General features: G+C 66.0%; 18 protein-coding genes. 7 read left to right on the top strand and 11 right to left on the bottom strand.

What is annotated here, in order from left to right:
• Positions 1–50: 50 nt before the first annotated feature.
• From C491_RS02400 to C491_RS02390, 3 genes are all read right to left on the bottom strand, one after another.
• The gene (locus C491_RS02400; protein ID WP_005553529.1) at positions 51–1,307 is read right to left on the bottom strand and encodes a Glu/Leu/Phe/Val family dehydrogenase; all 1,257 of its coding nucleotides are present in this window, start codon (positions 1,305–1,307) and stop codon (positions 51–53) included.
• Positions 1,308–1,404: 97 nt separating this feature from the next.
• A complete protein-coding gene (locus C491_RS02395) occupies positions 1,405–2,259 on the bottom strand; it encodes an HpcH/HpaI aldolase/citrate lyase family protein (protein WP_049891388.1) in 855 nt (284 codons plus the stop codon).
• A 50-nt stretch (positions 2,260–2,309) separates the two neighbouring features.
• Entirely contained in the window at positions 2,310–2,969 is a 660-nt protein-coding gene (locus C491_RS02390) for a helix-turn-helix domain-containing protein (protein ID WP_049891387.1), read from the bottom strand.
• Positions 2,970–3,136: 167 nt separating this feature from the next.
• On the opposite strand from C491_RS02390, the gene C491_RS21390 reads away from it, so the two are divergent.
• Positions 3,137–3,274: a DUF7560 family zinc ribbon protein gene (locus C491_RS21390; protein ID WP_005553525.1), complete on the top strand. Its 138-nt coding sequence runs from the start codon at positions 3,137–3,139 to the stop codon at positions 3,272–3,274.
• Positions 3,275–3,340: 66 nt separating this feature from the next.
• On the opposite strand, the gene C491_RS02385 is transcribed toward C491_RS21390, so the two are convergent.
• Together C491_RS02385 and C491_RS02380 are read right to left on the bottom strand one after the other, a co-directional pair.
• Positions 3,341–3,808: a pyridoxamine 5'-phosphate oxidase family protein gene (locus C491_RS02385; RefSeq protein WP_005553523.1), complete on the bottom strand. Its 468-nt coding sequence runs from the start codon at positions 3,806–3,808 to the stop codon at positions 3,341–3,343.
• Positions 3,809–3,874: 66 nt separating this feature from the next.
• Positions 3,875–4,522 (bottom strand): helix-turn-helix domain-containing protein, encoded by a 648-nt coding sequence (locus C491_RS02380; protein ID WP_049891385.1) that lies wholly within the window; start codon positions 4,520–4,522, stop codon positions 3,875–3,877.
• Positions 4,523–4,639: 117 nt separating this feature from the next.
• On the opposite strand from C491_RS02380, the gene C491_RS23095 reads away from it, so the two are divergent.
• The 4 genes from C491_RS23095 to C491_RS02365 all read left to right on the top strand — a co-directional run bounded on the left by C491_RS23095 (position 4,640) and on the right by C491_RS02365 (position 6,297).
• Positions 4,640–4,795: a DUF7560 family zinc ribbon protein gene (locus C491_RS23095; protein ID WP_005553519.1), complete on the top strand. Its 156-nt coding sequence runs from the start codon at positions 4,640–4,642 to the stop codon at positions 4,793–4,795.
• A gap of 112 nt (positions 4,796–4,907) precedes the next feature.
• Positions 4,908–5,276 (top strand): helix-turn-helix domain-containing protein, encoded by a 369-nt coding sequence (locus C491_RS02375; protein WP_005553517.1) that lies wholly within the window; start codon positions 4,908–4,910, stop codon positions 5,274–5,276.
• Between the two features lie 63 nt (positions 5,277–5,339).
• Positions 5,340–5,609, top strand: coding sequence for a HalOD1 output domain-containing protein (locus C491_RS02370; RefSeq protein WP_005553515.1), 270 nt, complete (start codon positions 5,340–5,342; stop codon positions 5,607–5,609).
• Positions 5,610–5,697: 88 nt separating this feature from the next.
• Positions 5,698–6,297, top strand: coding sequence for a DUF420 domain-containing protein (locus tag C491_RS02365; RefSeq protein ID WP_005553514.1), 600 nt, complete (start codon positions 5,698–5,700; stop codon positions 6,295–6,297).
• A gap of 30 nt (positions 6,298–6,327) precedes the next feature.
• On the opposite strand, the gene C491_RS22850 is transcribed toward C491_RS02365, so the two are convergent.
• Positions 6,328–6,480, bottom strand: coding sequence for a hypothetical protein (locus C491_RS22850; RefSeq protein WP_160167134.1), 153 nt, complete (start codon positions 6,478–6,480; stop codon positions 6,328–6,330).
• A gap of 147 nt (positions 6,481–6,627) precedes the next feature.
• On the opposite strand from C491_RS22850, the gene C491_RS02360 reads away from it, so the two are divergent.
• Positions 6,628–7,650, top strand: a complete 1,023-nt coding sequence (locus tag C491_RS02360; RefSeq protein WP_005553513.1) for a Gfo/Idh/MocA family protein — start codon at positions 6,628–6,630, stop codon at positions 7,648–7,650.
• 57 nt (positions 7,651–7,707) lie between these two features.
• Positions 7,708–8,220 (top strand): hypothetical protein, encoded by a 513-nt coding sequence (locus C491_RS02355; RefSeq protein ID WP_005553512.1) that lies wholly within the window; start codon positions 7,708–7,710, stop codon positions 8,218–8,220.
• A 34-nt stretch (positions 8,221–8,254) separates the two neighbouring features.
• On the opposite strand, the gene C491_RS02350 is transcribed toward C491_RS02355, so the two are convergent.
• The 5 genes from C491_RS02350 to C491_RS02330 all read right to left on the bottom strand — a co-directional run bounded on the left by C491_RS02350 (position 8,255) and on the right by C491_RS02330 (position 14,675).
• Entirely contained in the window at positions 8,255–9,496 is a 1,242-nt protein-coding gene (locus tag C491_RS02350) for a cytochrome P450 (RefSeq protein WP_049891383.1), read from the bottom strand.
• A 46-nt stretch (positions 9,497–9,542) separates the two neighbouring features.
• Positions 9,543–10,316, bottom strand: a complete 774-nt coding sequence (locus C491_RS02345) for an ABC transporter permease (protein ID WP_005553510.1) — start codon at positions 10,314–10,316, stop codon at positions 9,543–9,545.
• Positions 10,313–11,248 carry an ABC transporter ATP-binding protein gene (locus tag C491_RS02340; RefSeq protein ID WP_005553509.1) on the bottom strand — a complete coding sequence of 312 codons (936 nt, stop codon included), beginning with the start codon at positions 11,246–11,248 and terminating at the stop codon, positions 10,313–10,315. The genes C491_RS02345 and C491_RS02340 overlap by 4 nt, the downstream gene beginning before the upstream one ends.
• 66 nt (positions 11,249–11,314) lie before the next feature.
• Positions 11,315–13,414, bottom strand: coding sequence for an alpha-amylase family glycosyl hydrolase (locus C491_RS02335; protein WP_005553507.1), 2,100 nt, complete (start codon positions 13,412–13,414; stop codon positions 11,315–11,317).
• A gap of 136 nt (positions 13,415–13,550) precedes the next feature.
• Positions 13,551–14,675: an ABC transporter ATP-binding protein gene (locus C491_RS02330; protein WP_005553504.1), complete on the bottom strand. Its 1,125-nt coding sequence runs from the start codon at positions 14,673–14,675 to the stop codon at positions 13,551–13,553.
• Positions 14,676–14,800 lie beyond the last annotated feature (125 nt).

The raw sequence follows: 14,800 nt of genomic DNA, 5'->3' as shown, positions 1-14,800 counted from the left end.
AAACATGTCGACGTGTTCGCGGTCGTGTCGCCGGTCCGACATCCCGGAGACTACGGGAAGCTGCCGGCTTCCTCGAAGGCGTTCGCGACGCGCTCGATCGCGACCACGTAGGCCGCGGTGCGGGGGTTCTCGAGGTCGTTCTCCTCGATCGTCTCGACCAGGGCATCGAAGGCGTCGACGATGTGCTCCTCGAGTTCCTCGTTGACCTTCTGTTCGTCCCAGTAGAAGCGCTGGCGGTTCTGGACCCACTCGAAGTACGAGACGGTGACCCCGCCGGCGTTGGCGAGGATGTCCGGGATAACGAAGGCGTCCCCCTCGGCGAGGATCGCGTCGGCCTCCGGGGTGAGCGGCCCGTTGGCGGCCTCCGAGATGACGTCGGCCGAGACGTCCTCGGCGAGGTCGGCGTCGATCGCGTTCTCGAGGGCCGCGGGGATCAGCAGGTCGACGTCCATCGTCAGGACGTCCTCGTTGGTGAGCTCCTCGTCGCCCTCCTCGTAGCCGACGATGCTGCCGGTCTCGTTCTTGTGTTCCTTCGCGGCGACGGGGTCGAAGCCGTCGGCGTTGTAGATCCCGCCGCTCGAGTCGCTGGCGGCGACGACGGTCGCGCCCATCTCCTCGATCAGCTTGGCGGCGATCCAGCCGGCGTTGCCGTACCCCTGGACCGCGACGGTCGCGCCCTCGAGGTCCTTCCCGAGGTAGTCGAAGGCTTCGCGGGCGGCGAGCACCGTCGAACGCCCGGTCGCCTCGACGCGGCCCTCGCTGCCGCCGCTGGCGAGGTTCTTGCCCGTGACGACCCCCGGCTTGGTGGTGTTCTCCAGGGTCTCGTAGGTGTCCTTGATCCAGTTCATCTCCCGCTGGCCCGTGTTCACGTCGGGGGCGGGGATGTCGCGGTCCTCGCCGACCATCGGCCGAAGCTCCTTCGCGAACGCGCGAGTGAGACGCTCGAGTTCGGCTTCCGAGTACTCCTTCGGATCGATGACGATCCCGCCCTTTCCGCCGCCGTAGGGGATGTCGACGGTCGCGCACTTGTAGACCATCCAGCCCGACAGCGCCTTCACCTCGTCGCGGTTGACGTCGGGGTGGTAGCGAATGCCACCTTTGTACGGGCCGCGGTCGCCGTTGAACTGCGAGCGGAAGGCCTTGAACCGCTCGAGCGAGCCGTCGTCGAGTTCGATCGTCAGGTTCGTCTCGAGGACCCGCTCGGGGTGTTTGAGCCGCTCGATGACGTCGTCCTCGACGTCGAGGTAGGCGGCGGCCTCGTCGATCTGTGACTGGAGACTCTCGAATGGGTTCGCCTGCCCTGTCATACGGAGGCGTTTCTCGGACTGGTGGATAAGCGTAGCGAATATCAGTTACAATCGAATAACCCGCAGATATAATAGGACGTTCTAGGTCCCTTCTTCGTCAGTCGACCACACGAGCTCGCTCGAGAATTCGTTCGGCCTGCGCGATCAGCGGCGCGTCGATCATCTCGCCGTCGACCTCGAACACCCCTCGATTCGCCTCCTCGGCTTCCCGCTCGGCCTCGAGGACGCGCTCGGCCCACTCGATCTCGTCGGGGTCGGGGGAGAACGCCTCGTTGATCGGCTCGACCTGGGCGGGGTGGATCGCCAGTTTCCCGTCATAGCCGAGCTGAACCGAGAACGCGGCGTCCTCGCGCAGGCGCTCCCTATCGCCGAAGTCGGTGACTAGCGTGTCGATCGCCCCGCAGTCCCGAGCCGCCGCCGCGAGGACGACCCGCTCTCGCGCGTAGAGCACCTCGGTCCCCTCCCTCGTCCGGGTCGCGCCGAGATCCGCCGAGAGGTCCTCGGCGCCGAAGACGAGTGCGTCGGTGGCGTCCGCGCCCGCGATCTCGGGCGCCGCGAGCACGCCCGCGGCGTTCTCGATCAGCGCCAGGACGGGGCAGCCGAGCCCGCGTTCCTCGAGCTCCCCCGACAGTTCGCGAACGTCGGCGCCCGCCGTCGCCTTCGGGAGCATGACGCTGTCGAGGCGGATCGCCTCGGCGTCAGCGCCCGCGAGCGCGTCGAGATCGCGCTCGATCGCATCGGACGTAGCGTTGACCCGGACGCAGACCTCGAGGTCGGGATCGAACCCGGGATCTGAAAGGAGGTCGCGGACGACCTCGCGGGCCTCGTCCTTGTGGCGGGGTGAGACGGCGTCCTCGAGGTCGAACACGATCGCGTCGGCGCCGGAATCGGGCGCCTTGCGGAGCATCTCCGGGCGATCGCCGGGCGTAAATAGCAGACTTCGACGTACCATACCTCCGTGTGTGCGGACCGTCACCGTCAATGTACGGGTCAGGGCGGGACTCAGGCCTCGAGGATCGCATCGAGGAGTTTGGTTTGTGCGGCGCCGAGATGTTCGGAGAACGTCGACCGCGAGATACCGATGGCCTCGGCGACGTCGCCGGCGTTCGCCCGTTTCGGGTACTCGAAGTAGCCCATCTCGTGGGCGGTCTCGAGGACCTCTCGCTGGCGGTCGGTCAGCCGACTCCGGTCGACGACGGCGAGATCCGTCGACTCCCGTTCGCCGGTCCGGAGCAGCTGCTGGAGTTCGACGGCCTCGAACTGTTCGCGAAGCGCGCCGACGATGTCCGACAGCGCCTCGACGTCGGTCGCCCGGACGGTCAGATACAGCGCGCCCTCCTCGGCCCGGATCGACGATACCGGCGTCCCCTCGGTCTCGACGACCTCGCAGGCACAGGGGCCGTCGAGATCTCGCGTGAACCGGTACACCTCCCCGTGTTCGTTCGCGGAGACCGTCGACAGCTCGACCCCGACGTCGGCCGACTCGGGGGGCTCGCACTCGCCCTCACTCTCGATCGAGAACTCCTCGACAACCGGCGTCTCCGGACTCGAGGGCGACGACCGGGAGACCGTCTCGACCGATTCCCCGGTCGCGCTCGTCGCGCGGGCGACCGGGCAACTATCCGGATCGCGAAGCACGACCGTCGCTGACAATCCACTCATACACCCCGCTTCGAGACGGACCACGATTACTTCGGCCGCCAGTTCCCAGCGCGTGGAAAAAAGGACGGAATCGAGCCGATCCCGACATTCTCTTAAACCCACCCGGATATGTTGGAGTCGACGACTTCAGTAGGGCGCGTCACTCTCTACAGAGGAGCACACGAGGGATGTCCGAATACGAGTTTACCTGCCCGGATTGCGGGCAACAGATCGACGTCAACACGCCGGTTCGCGAGGCGACGCTTTCACACGGCTGTCCCGTCTGTGGCGCGTCGGTCTCGCAGGAACACTTCTCGAGGCAGTAGGCCGAACCCGACTCCGCTCGAGGGAACACCGAGACGTATCGCCAACTGTTTCGCCCGAGGGGTCGGCTACTTGCTTTCGGCGTCGCGGTCGATCTCGGTCCGCCGACCGCTCAGCTCCGTCGGTTCGAACTCGTAGAGCTGGATGTCGAGGTTCTCCTTCGAACTTCCCCAGATCTCGAACAGCGGCCGCTTGGCCTCGCCGTACTGCTCGATGTGGGAGACGGTCAGCTCCGACGGATCGATCTCCTCGAGCGAACCGACGGCGACGACGCTCCGATAGGTCTCGTCAGAATTTCCCTCCTCGTAGACCACGAGTCGGGACTCCGGCGAGGAGGCCAGAAACTGGCGCTTCTCGCTTTCGGGCGTCGAAACCAGTCGCAGATAGAAGCTTCGAGCGTCGGTGTCGTACCCGTAGGAGATCGGAATCGCGTACGGCGTCCGCTCGTCGGCGAGCGCCAGTACGCCCGTTTCGTGGCGGCTGAGAAACGCATCGATCTCGTCGTCGGTCATCTCGGTCTCCTCGGCAAGTGCCATTATCGTACCTCGAGTGCGCGTAGCACTAAAACTACTTTCGTTGTCTTTGGAGGCCGGGTCGCGACGTTACGTCCCGGTTTCTAAGACGTCGCCGAGAAGTTTCCGCTGTGCTGCGCCGAGGTGTTCGGTGAACGTCGACTGGGTGATGCCGAGGGACTCCGCGACCTCCGTCGCGTTGGCCTCCTTCGGCCGCTCGAAGTAGCCCATCTCGTAGGCCGTCTCGAGCACCTCGTACTGGCGATCCGTCAACTTTCCGCGGTTGACAAAGATCCGTTCTTCCGGCGTTCCGCTGAGGGGTGGCTGGAGCAGGCTCTGAACGTCGACGCCGGGGTACCGCTCGCGAAACTCGTTCATCACCGCCTGGAGCTGGTCGAAGTCGGCCGCGTGGAAGACGACCGTTACGTCGCCGTCGGCCGCCCGGTAGCGGTGAACCGGACAGTCGTACGATCCCAGACACTCGCAGGGACACGCCGCCTCGCCGTCGTGGGAACAGCGGTAGAGGTTCGTCGTCCCGTAGGAGAACACCGGCCCCGAGATCGACTCGTCGAACTCGACGTCGACGTCCGCGAGAAACTCGGTCGTCGATCCCTCCGAGCCACAGGAGACGCTCGTCGACACCTGATCGATCGTCGTTCCCGTCTCCCGCGAAAACCGTGCGATCGGGCAGGCTTCAGGGGAGTCTACTTTTACCGTAGCGCGAATTCCCGACGACATAGGTACTACAGGCGGGTTCGGCCTCCGTCGTATTTAAAGTGGGTAGCCGAACGCCGATATTCTCACACCCTCGGAACGAGAATCGGTACCTTATGGGTGGGGAGCGTACTCCGAGCTATGAGCACCCGTGAGAACGCACGGTTCGTCTGTCCGGCCTGCACCCGGTCGATCGCCGTCACCGACGCCGTTCGCGACGCGCTCGTCGAGAACGGATGCGCCGTCTGTGGCGCCGACGTGGATCTCGGCGCCTTCGACGCCGCGGAAACCGCGTGACGAACGACGAGTTTCGAGCCCCTCTGTGCGTGACTATGTGTAACACCGAGATATAAAGGGTCCCCGATATCGGTGGTCAACACTGGTGCTCCTCCGGGCCCCACGGTGGAGTATGAGCCAATCGCTGACTGGAGCCCCGGGGACGTACGGTCGCGACCAACTGACGGACGAGCCACAGACCGTTTCGGGCGAGGACGAGATCAAAACGGTTCTCACCGCGCTCAACGACACCGACTGTCGCACTATTCTCGAGGAGCTCGGCGACAGCGAGCCCTACCTCTCGGCAGCGGAGCTCTCCGAACGCTGTGGGGTCCCCCTCTCGACGACCTACCGGAAGCTCGAGCTCCTCGAGGAGGCCGACCTGCTCGAGGAGAAGCTACGGATCCGCCAGTCCGGGCGTCACGCGAGCGAGTACGACCAGCGCGTCGACGACGTCACGATTTCGGTCGACGACGGCGGGATCGCGCTCGAGCTCTCGTGAGCGCTCGGCTCGATCGGTCGCGACGAGGGATACCGTTATCGGCTCTCGGAGGGTAGGTCCACCGTGAGTCGCAGTTACGACGGGACCGACGGAACGGAATCGAAACCGCCGAGCCTGGCGGTCGTCGAGGCCGTCGCCGACGCGGAGGGTGTTCGGTACGACCGGCTCACGATGCCGGCGTACGACCCCCTCCACTCGGTCGTCGATCCGACCGCGCTCGACGAACTGTTCGCCCCGCTTCGGGACGGACGACCACGTGTCGGCTCAGTCTCGTTTTCCTACTGTGGGTACGACGTCACCGTTGATCACCGCGGGACGGTCTCGCTCGACTAAAGTCGTGGGCTTCCGCCTCGAACACGTGCAATCGGGACGGGTTCCGAAACGGCAAGACAGATAGGCGCCCCCTCCTAACCGTCGGCCGATGGCAACCGCCGACGCGAGAGAGCGACTTCGGGAACGACCGATCGGCGCAACGATCCTGTTGACGATCGTCGGCTACGTGCTCGTCATCGGAACCTTCGTCGCGGACGTCCCGATCTATCCGGATCTGACGAACGCACAGGTCAACCTGTTTACCCACGCGATCGCGGTGATCAACGCCGTGACGACCGTGTTGCTCGTCGCGGGCTGGTACTGGATCCGAGCCGGCGACGTCGACAAACACCGCGCGGCGATGACGGGCGCGTTCGCGACGATCCTCCTGTTTCTGGTCGTCTACCTGATCCGGGTCGGCGGCGGCGGAACGAAGGAGTTCGTCGGCCCCTCCCCGGAGTACGAGCTCTACCTCGTGATGCTCGCGGTCCACATCGTGCTCTCGATCGTCGCGGTCCCGGTCGTGCTGTACGCGCTGATCCTGGGTCTCACCCACTCTCCGTCCGAGCTTCGGGAGACCATCCACGCTCGGATCGGCCGCATCGCCGCCGGCTCGTGGATCCTGAGCCTCGTCCTCGGAATCGTCACCTACCTCATGCTCAACCACATCTACGGCTACGAGTTCGCGATGCTCGTTCCTCTCCTCTGAACGGGATCGTCCCTCGTCGTCGGCCGCGGGTTATTGCTCCCGATCGCGGAGTTCCCGGAGGAGTTGCTCCCCCCATCGTGACTCCCGCTCGGGAGCGCTGCTCCAGAGCCACTTGCAGTACCGCAGGTGCGCGAGACACTCCTCGTGAGTGAGCTGACTCTTACAGCCGGGACAGGTCGGCATATCCGTCGAAACGCGTCCGAAGGGAGAGTAGCTTCCGGTGACCCTCGCTCCCGACTGGTCGACAACAAAGATTACCGGAACGATCCGAGAGTCCCATCATGTTGTGTGTTAGCCAGTGTTTTTCGTCGTGGAGAGCGCGGTAGCGGTATGCAGTTCCGCGCAGCGGCGATCGGACTCGGGGGACTCGGGCAACTCGAGCTCGAGGTGTTGGTCGGGCTCGAGGGCGTCGAGCTGGTCGCGGGGGCCGACGTCTCCGGCGACGCACAGGACGTTTTCGAACGGGAGTTCGGTGCGCCGGCGTACGCCGACCACGACGCGGTGCTCGCCGACCACGGGGACGAGATCGATATAGCATTGATCGTCACCCCCCACACCCTCCACTTCGAACAGGCTCGAGCGTGTCTCGAGGCCGACGTCCACGTCTACCTGGAGAAGCCGATGGTGACCGACGTCGGCGACGCGGTCGAACTGCTCGAACTGGCCGACGATCGGGGGCTCGTCGTACAGGTGGGGTACCAGCGACGCTTTCATCCGGGGTTCGCCGAGGTCAAACGGCTCGTCGACGACGGTCGTGTCGGCGAGATCCACGCCGCGAACGCGTTCCTCGGCCAGAACTGGCTCGGGCTCCACGAGGGAACCTGGCGCGTCGATCCGACGCTCTCAGGCGGCGGGCAGCTGTACGATACGGGATCGCACCTGCTCGACGTACTCTGCTGGATCGTCGGCGGCGTGCCGACTCGCGTCTCCGCGGACGTAACGTACGCGAAGGCCGAGGTCGACGTCAACAGCGCGCTCTCGGTCGAATTCGAACGCGACGACCGATCGATCCTCGCGGGTGTCACGATCAGCGGAGACGGCGTCGAACTCACGCCGGCGGAGGGGTACACGATCTGGGGAACGGACGGTCGGGTCACCTTCGACGGCGAGCGGATTCGCCTCGCCGAACGCGGCGCGACGGTCTACGAGAGTACGATCGACGCCCGAACGGATTTCACAACGCTGACGACTGCGAAACTCGAGAACTTCCTCGAATCGATCGCGGGAACCGCCGACCCGGCCGTTCCGGGGGCGGACGGACTCCGCGTGGTCGCGCTGACGGAGGCGGCCTACCGGGCCGACGATCGAGAGCGTCGGGTCGATGTGCAGGCGTTGATCGAGGAAGCGCGGTAAGCTGGGCTCGGGAACCCGGCCCCTGGGATTGGTATGGGAGGGCCCCGTCCGTCGAGTATGAAGGTTCGAGGCTCTCGCTCGCGCGAGGACATCGCGGCGTTTCTCGAGGCGGAGACGATTCCGATCCGACTCGGCTGTCGGACTCCCGCGGGTCACCCCTGGATGGTGTCGCTGTGGTACCGCCGACGGCTCCCCGAGGCGGGACCGACGGACGGCGGAGACGACGGGGCTGAGCGAGAGAGCGGCGACGAAGCCGACGGGAGCGACCGCTGGATCCTCGAGTGTGCGACCGCCGCCTCGGCGGACGTCGTCGCTTACCTCCGGGAGACCCCTGAGGTATCGTTCGAGGTCTCGACGAACGACCCGCCCTACGCCGGAGTCCGCGGACGGGGTACGGCGTCGCTCGAGCCCGATCCCGAGAAGGAGGTGCTCCAGGACCTGCTCGAGCGCTACCTCGGCGGAACGGAGTCGGAGCTCGCGCGGACGTTGCTGGACGAGGACCGCGAGGAAGTGACGATCACCATCGAACCGGCGGTCGTCTACGGCTGGGACTACTCCGGTCGGATGTAGGAACCGCCACGAAGGAGAATTCAGGGGATCGGTTTCAGTTCGCCGACGATCGCTCGTACCGGATCGGCAGCGACTCGACGCCGTAGATCAGCGAACTGCGAACCGGCTGCAGGTCGGCGTCGACCGTCTCGATCGTCGCCGTTCGGGTACACAGCTCCTCGAGGGCGACCGACGCCTCGAGGCGAGCCAGCGGGGCGCCGAGACAGTAGTGGGTCCCGTGGCCAAAGCCGAGGTGCTGGTTGGGCGATCGGTCGGGAACGAACGCGTCGGCGTCCTCGAACTGCCGTTCGTCCCGGTTCGCGGAGCCGAGCCAGGCGACGACGCGGTCGCCCGATTCGATCTCGGCGTCTCGGAGCGTCACGTCTTCCGTCGCAACCCGGGACATCGCCTGAACCGGGGAGCGGTAGCGCAACACCTCTTCGATCGCCCGCCCGATCGCGTCCGGCTCCGCGCGGAGCTCGTCGAACAGGTCGTGGGCGTCGAAACAGCGGACGGCGTTCGTGACGAGGTTCGTCGTGGTGATGTTGCCGGCGATGAGCAACAGGATACAGGTCCCGAGCGCCCCCTCCTCCGAGAGCCGCGACCCGTCCTCGAGCTCCCGCGTGACGATCTGACTCATGAGATCGTCCCGGGGCGACTCGCGTCGGTCGGCGATCATCTCGAAGAAGTAGCTCGCCATCTCCATCTGGGCTTGCTGCTGGCGTTCGAGGAACGCCTCGGTCTCGTCGTCCGCACTCGAGGACTCGACGAGCGTGTCCGACCACCGCTTGAACTGCTCGCGGTCCTCGGCGGGAACGCCGAGCAGCTCGGCGATGACGACCACGGGAAGCGGGTACGCGAAGTCGTCGACGACGTCCAGCTCGCCCCGATCGTCGGCAAGCGCGTCCGAGAGGAGGTCGGTCGCCAGCTCGCGGATCTCCGGCTCGAGCGCCCGGATCGCCCGCGGCTCGAACGCGTCGTCGACGACGCCGCGGAGCTCGTCGTGTCGGGGCGGATCCTTGAAGAGCATCGTCTCGAAAAGCAGCCCCTCCTCGGGCCGCTCCGGTTCCTGGAAGTCGTCGGCCAGCCGCGGATTCACCGAGAACGTTCCGTCGTCGCCGAGGATCCGTTTGACGTCGGCGTACCGGAAGACGTCCCAGCACCCCCGAGACGGGTCGTACCGGACGGGGGCGCTTTCGCGCATCTCACGGTACCAGTCGAACGGCTCGAGCCACGCCTCCCGGGAGGAGAGCTCGTCGGGGAACGCCTGCAATCCCTGTGGGTCTGCACTACTCATAGCCCGTAGACGAGAGGAACGAACAAAACGTTCGGGGACGATTCGCTCAGTCGGTCGTCGGAATCGAACGGGCACCGAGCGCGAAGAAGACCACCGCGAGGACCGCGAGGATCCCCAGGTTCGCCAGCGCGGGATCGACCCCCGCGATTGCGGATGTGGCGGCGTTGGGATCGGTCGCCGCCCGCACGCCGCGGGCGAAGTAGGTCAGCGGCGAGAGGTTCACGAGCGGTTCGAACCAGCCAGGTAGTTGCTCGAGCGAGACGAACGTCTCGGAGAGAAAGAGCAGCGGGAGCCCGATCGCGTTGCTGGCGGCGACGGCGCCGTCCTGGGAGTCGGTGTAGCTGCCGAGCATTGCGCCGACGCCGCAGAAGCAGACGACGCCGACGAGAACGTAGGGGACCAGCAGCGGCGAGAAGACGATCTCGGCGCCCGTCAGGACGACGACGAGCGCGAGGATCAGCAGGCTCGCCAGCCCGATGATGACGGCGTTGACGACCGTCTGGGCGAGCAGCCACTCGGCTCGCGTCTGAGGGGTCGTCGCGAGCTTCTCGAAGCGACTCCCCTCGCGGTGGCGCGCGACCTCGCTGCCCAGCCGCGACAGCGGGGTAAAGAGGACGACCACCGCCAGGTAGCCCGGGACGTAGTACGCCGGGTGCTCGGCGAACAGTCCGCCCCCGCCGGGGTCGGTTCGGATCAGCGCGCCGAAGATGACGATCAGGATCACCGGGAAGAAGAACGTGAAGAAGACCGCGGTCCGGCGACGGACGAACGCCCGCCAGCCGGCCGCGGTCTCGGCGCGGACGCGACCGAGCCGGCTCACGCCGTCTCACCCGCGCGAGCGAGAGCCGTCCCGTCGGTTCGCTCGAGTTCGGTTTCGTCTGCCAGCTCGAGGTAGACGTCCTCCAGATCGGGCTCGGCCCAGGAGAGCCCGGAGTAGTCGATCCCGCGCTGCTCGAGGTAGTCGACGACGCGTCCAATGTCGGCGGGCGAGACCTCGCGGACGACGACCTCGCTTCCCCGCGTCGCCGTCGGGAACGGCAGATCCTCGAACGCGGTCTGGTCGGCAGGCGTCTCGATCGTCAGCCGGCTCGAGCCGGCGTGGTCGGCGACCAGTCCCGCGGGCGTCCCTCGGGCGACGAGTTCGCCGTCGGCGAGCAGTCCGACGCGGTCGGCGAGGCGTTCCGCCTCTGCCATGTCGTGGGTCGTCAGGAAGACCGTGGTTCCCGAGTCGGCGAGGTCCTCGATCAGCCGCCAGACGGTTCGCCGACCCGCGGGGTCGATGCCCGTGGTCGGCTCGTCCAGAAAGAGCACGTCGGGGTCGTTGACCAGCGCGGTGCCGACGCAGACCCGTCGCTGCTGGCCTCCCGAGAGGTTCTCGTACCAGGTGTCGTCGGCGTTGGCGAGACCGACGTCGGCCAGCACGGCCTCGGGGTCGCGGTGGTCGTCGTACAACCCCGCGTAGTAGGCCACCAGCTCCCGGGCAGTGAGCCGATCCGGGGGCGAGAACGACTGCGGGAGCACGCCCAGCCGGTCGCGGTCGACGGCCGAGGGCGCCGCCTCGAGGACGCGCGCGCTGCCCGAATCGGGCTCGGTCGTCCCGGTGAGCGCGCGAACGAGCGTCGTCTTGCCCGCGCCGTTGGGGCCGATGAGCGCGAACACCTCGCCGCGCTCGACCGACAGCGTCACGCCCGCCAGCGCCGTGGTCCCGTCGTATCGCTTCTCGAGTCCCTCGGCGACGACCGCGGTATCCATACGGGTCGCTATCGGCGCGTCCGGCGTAAGGGGTTCGATTCCCCGCTTTCGGATCAATGGGACGTGTTACTCGAGGCGAACGACGACGACGTCTTCGACCTCGAGGGTCGGGCTCTCGGTTCCGTCCTCGACGGCGAGTTCGTCGCCGGTGACGAGATCGACGGAGTCGACGAGGACGTCGGGGGTCACCTCGACGGGATCGCTCCCGAAGTTCAGCGCGACGGCGACGCGCTCGGCGTCGGCCTCGCGGGTGAACGCAACGACGCGCTCGGAGTCGGCTTCGTACTCGAGATCCGCGAGGGTGCCCCGGGAGAGCGCCTCGGAGTCGCGCCTGGCTGCGACGAGCCGCCGGTGGTACGTCGTCGCCCGGCTGTCGCCCTCCCAGGGCATCCGCTGGCGGTACTCGGTCGCACCCCGCTCCTGGCCGTAGTAGATCATCGGCATCCCCGGAAGCGTGAGTACAGCCGCGACGGCCGCACGCTGTGCGGCCTCGCCACAGTCGGTCAGGTACCGCGTTTCGTCGTGGTTCTCGACGTAGCGCATCTGCAGCGACCAGTCGGGAAACCCTTCCCGCTCGGGAGCCCGTGCGGCCTCGAGCAGGTCGTCAGCCGCCCGCTGACCGTTGCCGATCTCCCGGAGCGCGTAGTACAGGGTCGTGTCGTAGTGGACGTCGAACTCGCCCTCGGCGTACCCAGGTTCCCTGGGAATGGTCTCGTCCAGCAGCAGGAACTCGTCGTTGTGGTCTCGAGCGAGGTCGGCGACCTCCTTCCAGAAGCCATGGGGAACGCCCCAGGCGACGTCACAGCGGAAGCCGTCGACGACGTCGACCCACTCTTCGACGACCGCACGGAAGAACGACCGCACCGCGAGCGAATCGTAGTTGACGTTCGGGATGCCGTGCCAGTTGAAGTAGTAGTCGGCGACCTCGATCCGTTCCTCGGTCGTGACCCGCGACGGCGGCGAGTCGGCGTCCCGCCCACCCTCGAGGTCCGCCGCGCCGATCCCGACGTCCTCGAGCGGTTCCCAAACGTACCAGTCGTCGTACTCGGGCACCTGGGCCGCGCTCATGTCGAAGGCTGCGTGCTCGCGGGCGGTGTGGTTGATGACGAGGTCGAAGACGACCCTGATTCCCGCCTCGTGACAGCGGTCGACGAACGACGCGAACTCCTCGCGCGTGCCGAGATCCGCAGCGGTGTCGAAGTAGTCGGTCGTGTGGTAGCCGTGTTCGGTCGGGCTCTCGAGGACCGGCGTCAGCCAGAGACAGTCGATCCCCAGCGACTCGAGATAGGGCACCCGCCGTTCGAGCGCCTCGAAGCTCGCGGGGTCGGTAAACGAGCGGACGAAGATCTCGTAGACGACCGCGTCCTCGGCCCACTCCGGCGGATCGTTCGCCCGGTCGACCCGCCCGTCGGGGTGGACGACGACGACGTCAGCGACGCTGTGGCGCTCGCCGACGGCGACGGCGTGAACGCGAGTGGCCTCCTCGAGGTCCGCGAGGTCGATCCGGACCTCGCGGCCGTCGATCTCGAGGTCGTCGTCCGAGAGCGGATCCCGGTCGTCGGCGTAGAACTCGACCTCGAGGTCCGCCGCGGCGTACTCGCTGTCCGTACCGGGTGTCGCCTCGGCCGTAACGGTAACCGCCTCATCGCTTTCCTCAATCTTCCCCTCGAGACGAACTCGCGGCCGACCCGGCCCGGGGATCTCGACGTTCGTCCAGACGGCGTTCTCGAAGTCCTCGCCCGGCACGTAGCCGTAGCGGTGCGTTCCCGGCTGGACCTCGATCTCGTAGCGGTAGGTGTCGCCCTCGAGAGTCGGCCACTCCCGCGCGAACCGGTGTTCGTTGAACGGCCCCATGATCGAGACCTCGTCGGGGTCGTGGTCGGGGAGCTCCGTTCGGTCGAGGTCGAAACTCGTCTCCCGACGAACGTCGGGAAAGACGCGAACGCGTTGTTCGTGCGTGCCGGCAGGCGACTCGAGTTCGAATCGATAGCTACCGGGCAAATCTGGTTCGATCTCCGCGACCGCTGCCTCGGGAGCCGACAGTTCGCTCTCGGCCGGTTTCTCCACGAGCGTCCACTCGTAATCGGCGTCGGGATCCGGCGCTCGCGGTGCGAGTTCGACGGTTTCGCCAACGGCACAGAACCGCGGCGGCCCTGGGTGGTGCATGCGATGCCAGACACCCCCCATTCACTTCACTGTTAGCAGTGAACTACTATTACAACATCTCTCTAGATCGAGGTCGACCGTCGCTGACGAGTACTGGCCCGGCCGCAGTGTGGCGACGAAACTGAACGATGGCCGCTCAGGGTTCGGGCGTCGGCACCACCTTGCTCGAGTGTAACAGTGATTCGCCGGTCGAGTCGTCGAAGAGCCGAATCTTCGATTCGTCAAACGTGACGTCGACGACATCGCCGACCGCCGGCTCGAAGTCAGCGCTAACCCGCGCCATGAACTGCTCGCCGATGTCGAGATAGAGGTAGTTATCGCTGCCGATCGGCTCAACGACGTCGACTGTCGTTCGGATTCCGTTCGGTCCGTCCGCCGGATAGATGTCTTCCGGGCGGATGCCGAGAACCGCCTCTTCGCCGTTTTGGACTTCCATCTCCTGCGAATAGGCAGACGAAAGCGAGTACTGGAACGCCTCGCCGCCGTCCAGAACGATTCGATCGTCCGATCGCCGGGCGACGACGTCGACGAAGTTCATCGACGGCGAGCCAATGAAGCCGCCGACAAACCGGTTTGCCGGTTCGTCGTAAACGTCCTTCGGCGGGCCGACCTGCTGGAGGTTACCGTCGTTGAGGATGACGATCTTGTCACCCATCGTCATCGCCTCCTCCTGGTCGTGTGTGACGTAGACCGATGTGATACCGAGTTCCTCCTGCAGGCGCTGGATCTCCGCACGCATCGTCGTTCGAAGTTTGGCGTCGAGGTTCGAGAGCGGTTCGTCGAACAGGAAGAGCTTGGGCTCGCGAACGATCGCCCGACCGAGCGCGACCCGCTGTTGCTGGCCACCCGAGAGCTCGTCGGGTGTATCGTCCAGCAACTCCTCGATGTCCATCATCCGAGCTGCCCACTCGACTTTCTCCCGGCGTTCGGCCTTCGAGAGGTCGGTGCTCATCCGAAGCCCGAACTCCATATTCTTGAACACCGTCTTGTGTGGGTACAGTGCGTAGTTCTGGAACACCATCGCGATATCACGCGTTCGCGCACTCTGATCTGTGACATCCTCGCCTCCAAGGGTAATCGAGCCGGAGGTCGGCTCCTCGAGTCCAGCGATCATCCGCAGCGTCGTCGTTTTTCCACAGCCCGAGGGACCGACGACGGTGACGAACTCGCCGTCCTCAACCTCGAGATCGAGGTCGTCGACGGCCACGATCGACCCTCTATCGAACTCCTTCCGGAGATCCTCTACGTGCAAACGCGCCATTTGTGTACTGTCTGGTGATATCGTACATAATTCTTTTCCCCATTTTTCAATAGCTGATGCACTATTTCATCTTCTCTCGAGATCGCCAGCCGTACGCTGAGATTCGGTAATCCGCCGACTGAGAG

It is taken from the genome of Natronococcus amylolyticus DSM 10524, assembly GCF_000337675.1.
In the GTDB taxonomy this organism is placed as follows: domain Archaea; phylum Halobacteriota; class Halobacteria; order Halobacteriales; family Natrialbaceae; genus Natronococcus; species Natronococcus amylolyticus.
Note: the sequence above shows the minus strand (reverse complement) of the source record. Positions and strands in the feature narration are given on the sequence as shown.

Coding starts and splice junctions, on each gene's coding strand:
- C491_RS02365 (WP_005553514.1), top strand. CDS start 5,698: ATGGCAACCGCCGACGCGAGAGAGCGACTTCGGGAACGACCGATCGGC.
- C491_RS02355 (WP_005553512.1), top strand. CDS start 7,708: ATGAAGGTTCGAGGCTCTCGCTCGCGCGAGGACATCGCGGCGTTTCTC.
- C491_RS02375 (WP_005553517.1), top strand. CDS start 4,908: ATGAGCCAATCGCTGACTGGAGCCCCGGGGACGTACGGTCGCGACCAA.
- C491_RS02340 (WP_005553509.1), bottom strand. CDS start 11,248: ATGGATACCGCGGTCGTCGCCGAGGGACTCGAGAAGCGATACGACGGG.
- C491_RS02385 (WP_005553523.1), bottom strand. CDS start 3,808: ATGGCACTTGCCGAGGAGACCGAGATGACCGACGACGAGATCGATGCG.
- C491_RS22850 (WP_160167134.1), bottom strand. CDS start 6,480: ATGCCGACCTGTCCCGGCTGTAAGAGTCAGCTCACTCACGAGGAGTGT.
- C491_RS21390 (WP_005553525.1), top strand. CDS start 3,137: ATGTCCGAATACGAGTTTACCTGCCCGGATTGCGGGCAACAGATCGAC.
- C491_RS23095 (WP_005553519.1), top strand. CDS start 4,640: ATGAGCACCCGTGAGAACGCACGGTTCGTCTGTCCGGCCTGCACCCGG.
- C491_RS02400 (WP_005553529.1), bottom strand. CDS start 1,307: ATGACAGGGCAGGCGAACCCATTCGAGAGTCTCCAGTCACAGATCGAC.
- C491_RS02380 (WP_049891385.1), bottom strand. CDS start 4,522: ATGTCGTCGGGAATTCGCGCTACGGTAAAAGTAGACTCCCCTGAAGCC.
- C491_RS02360 (WP_005553513.1), top strand. CDS start 6,628: ATGCAGTTCCGCGCAGCGGCGATCGGACTCGGGGGACTCGGGCAACTC.
- C491_RS02335 (WP_005553507.1), bottom strand. CDS start 13,414: ATGCACCACCCAGGGCCGCCGCGGTTCTGTGCCGTTGGCGAAACCGTC.
- C491_RS02330 (WP_005553504.1), bottom strand. CDS start 14,675: ATGGCGCGTTTGCACGTAGAGGATCTCCGGAAGGAGTTCGATAGAGGG.
- C491_RS02395 (WP_049891388.1), bottom strand. CDS start 2,259: ATGGTACGTCGAAGTCTGCTATTTACGCCCGGCGATCGCCCGGAGATG.
- C491_RS02390 (WP_049891387.1), bottom strand. CDS start 2,969: ATGAGTGGATTGTCAGCGACGGTCGTGCTTCGCGATCCGGATAGTTGC.
- C491_RS02350 (WP_049891383.1), bottom strand. CDS start 9,496: ATGAGTAGTGCAGACCCACAGGGATTGCAGGCGTTCCCCGACGAGCTC.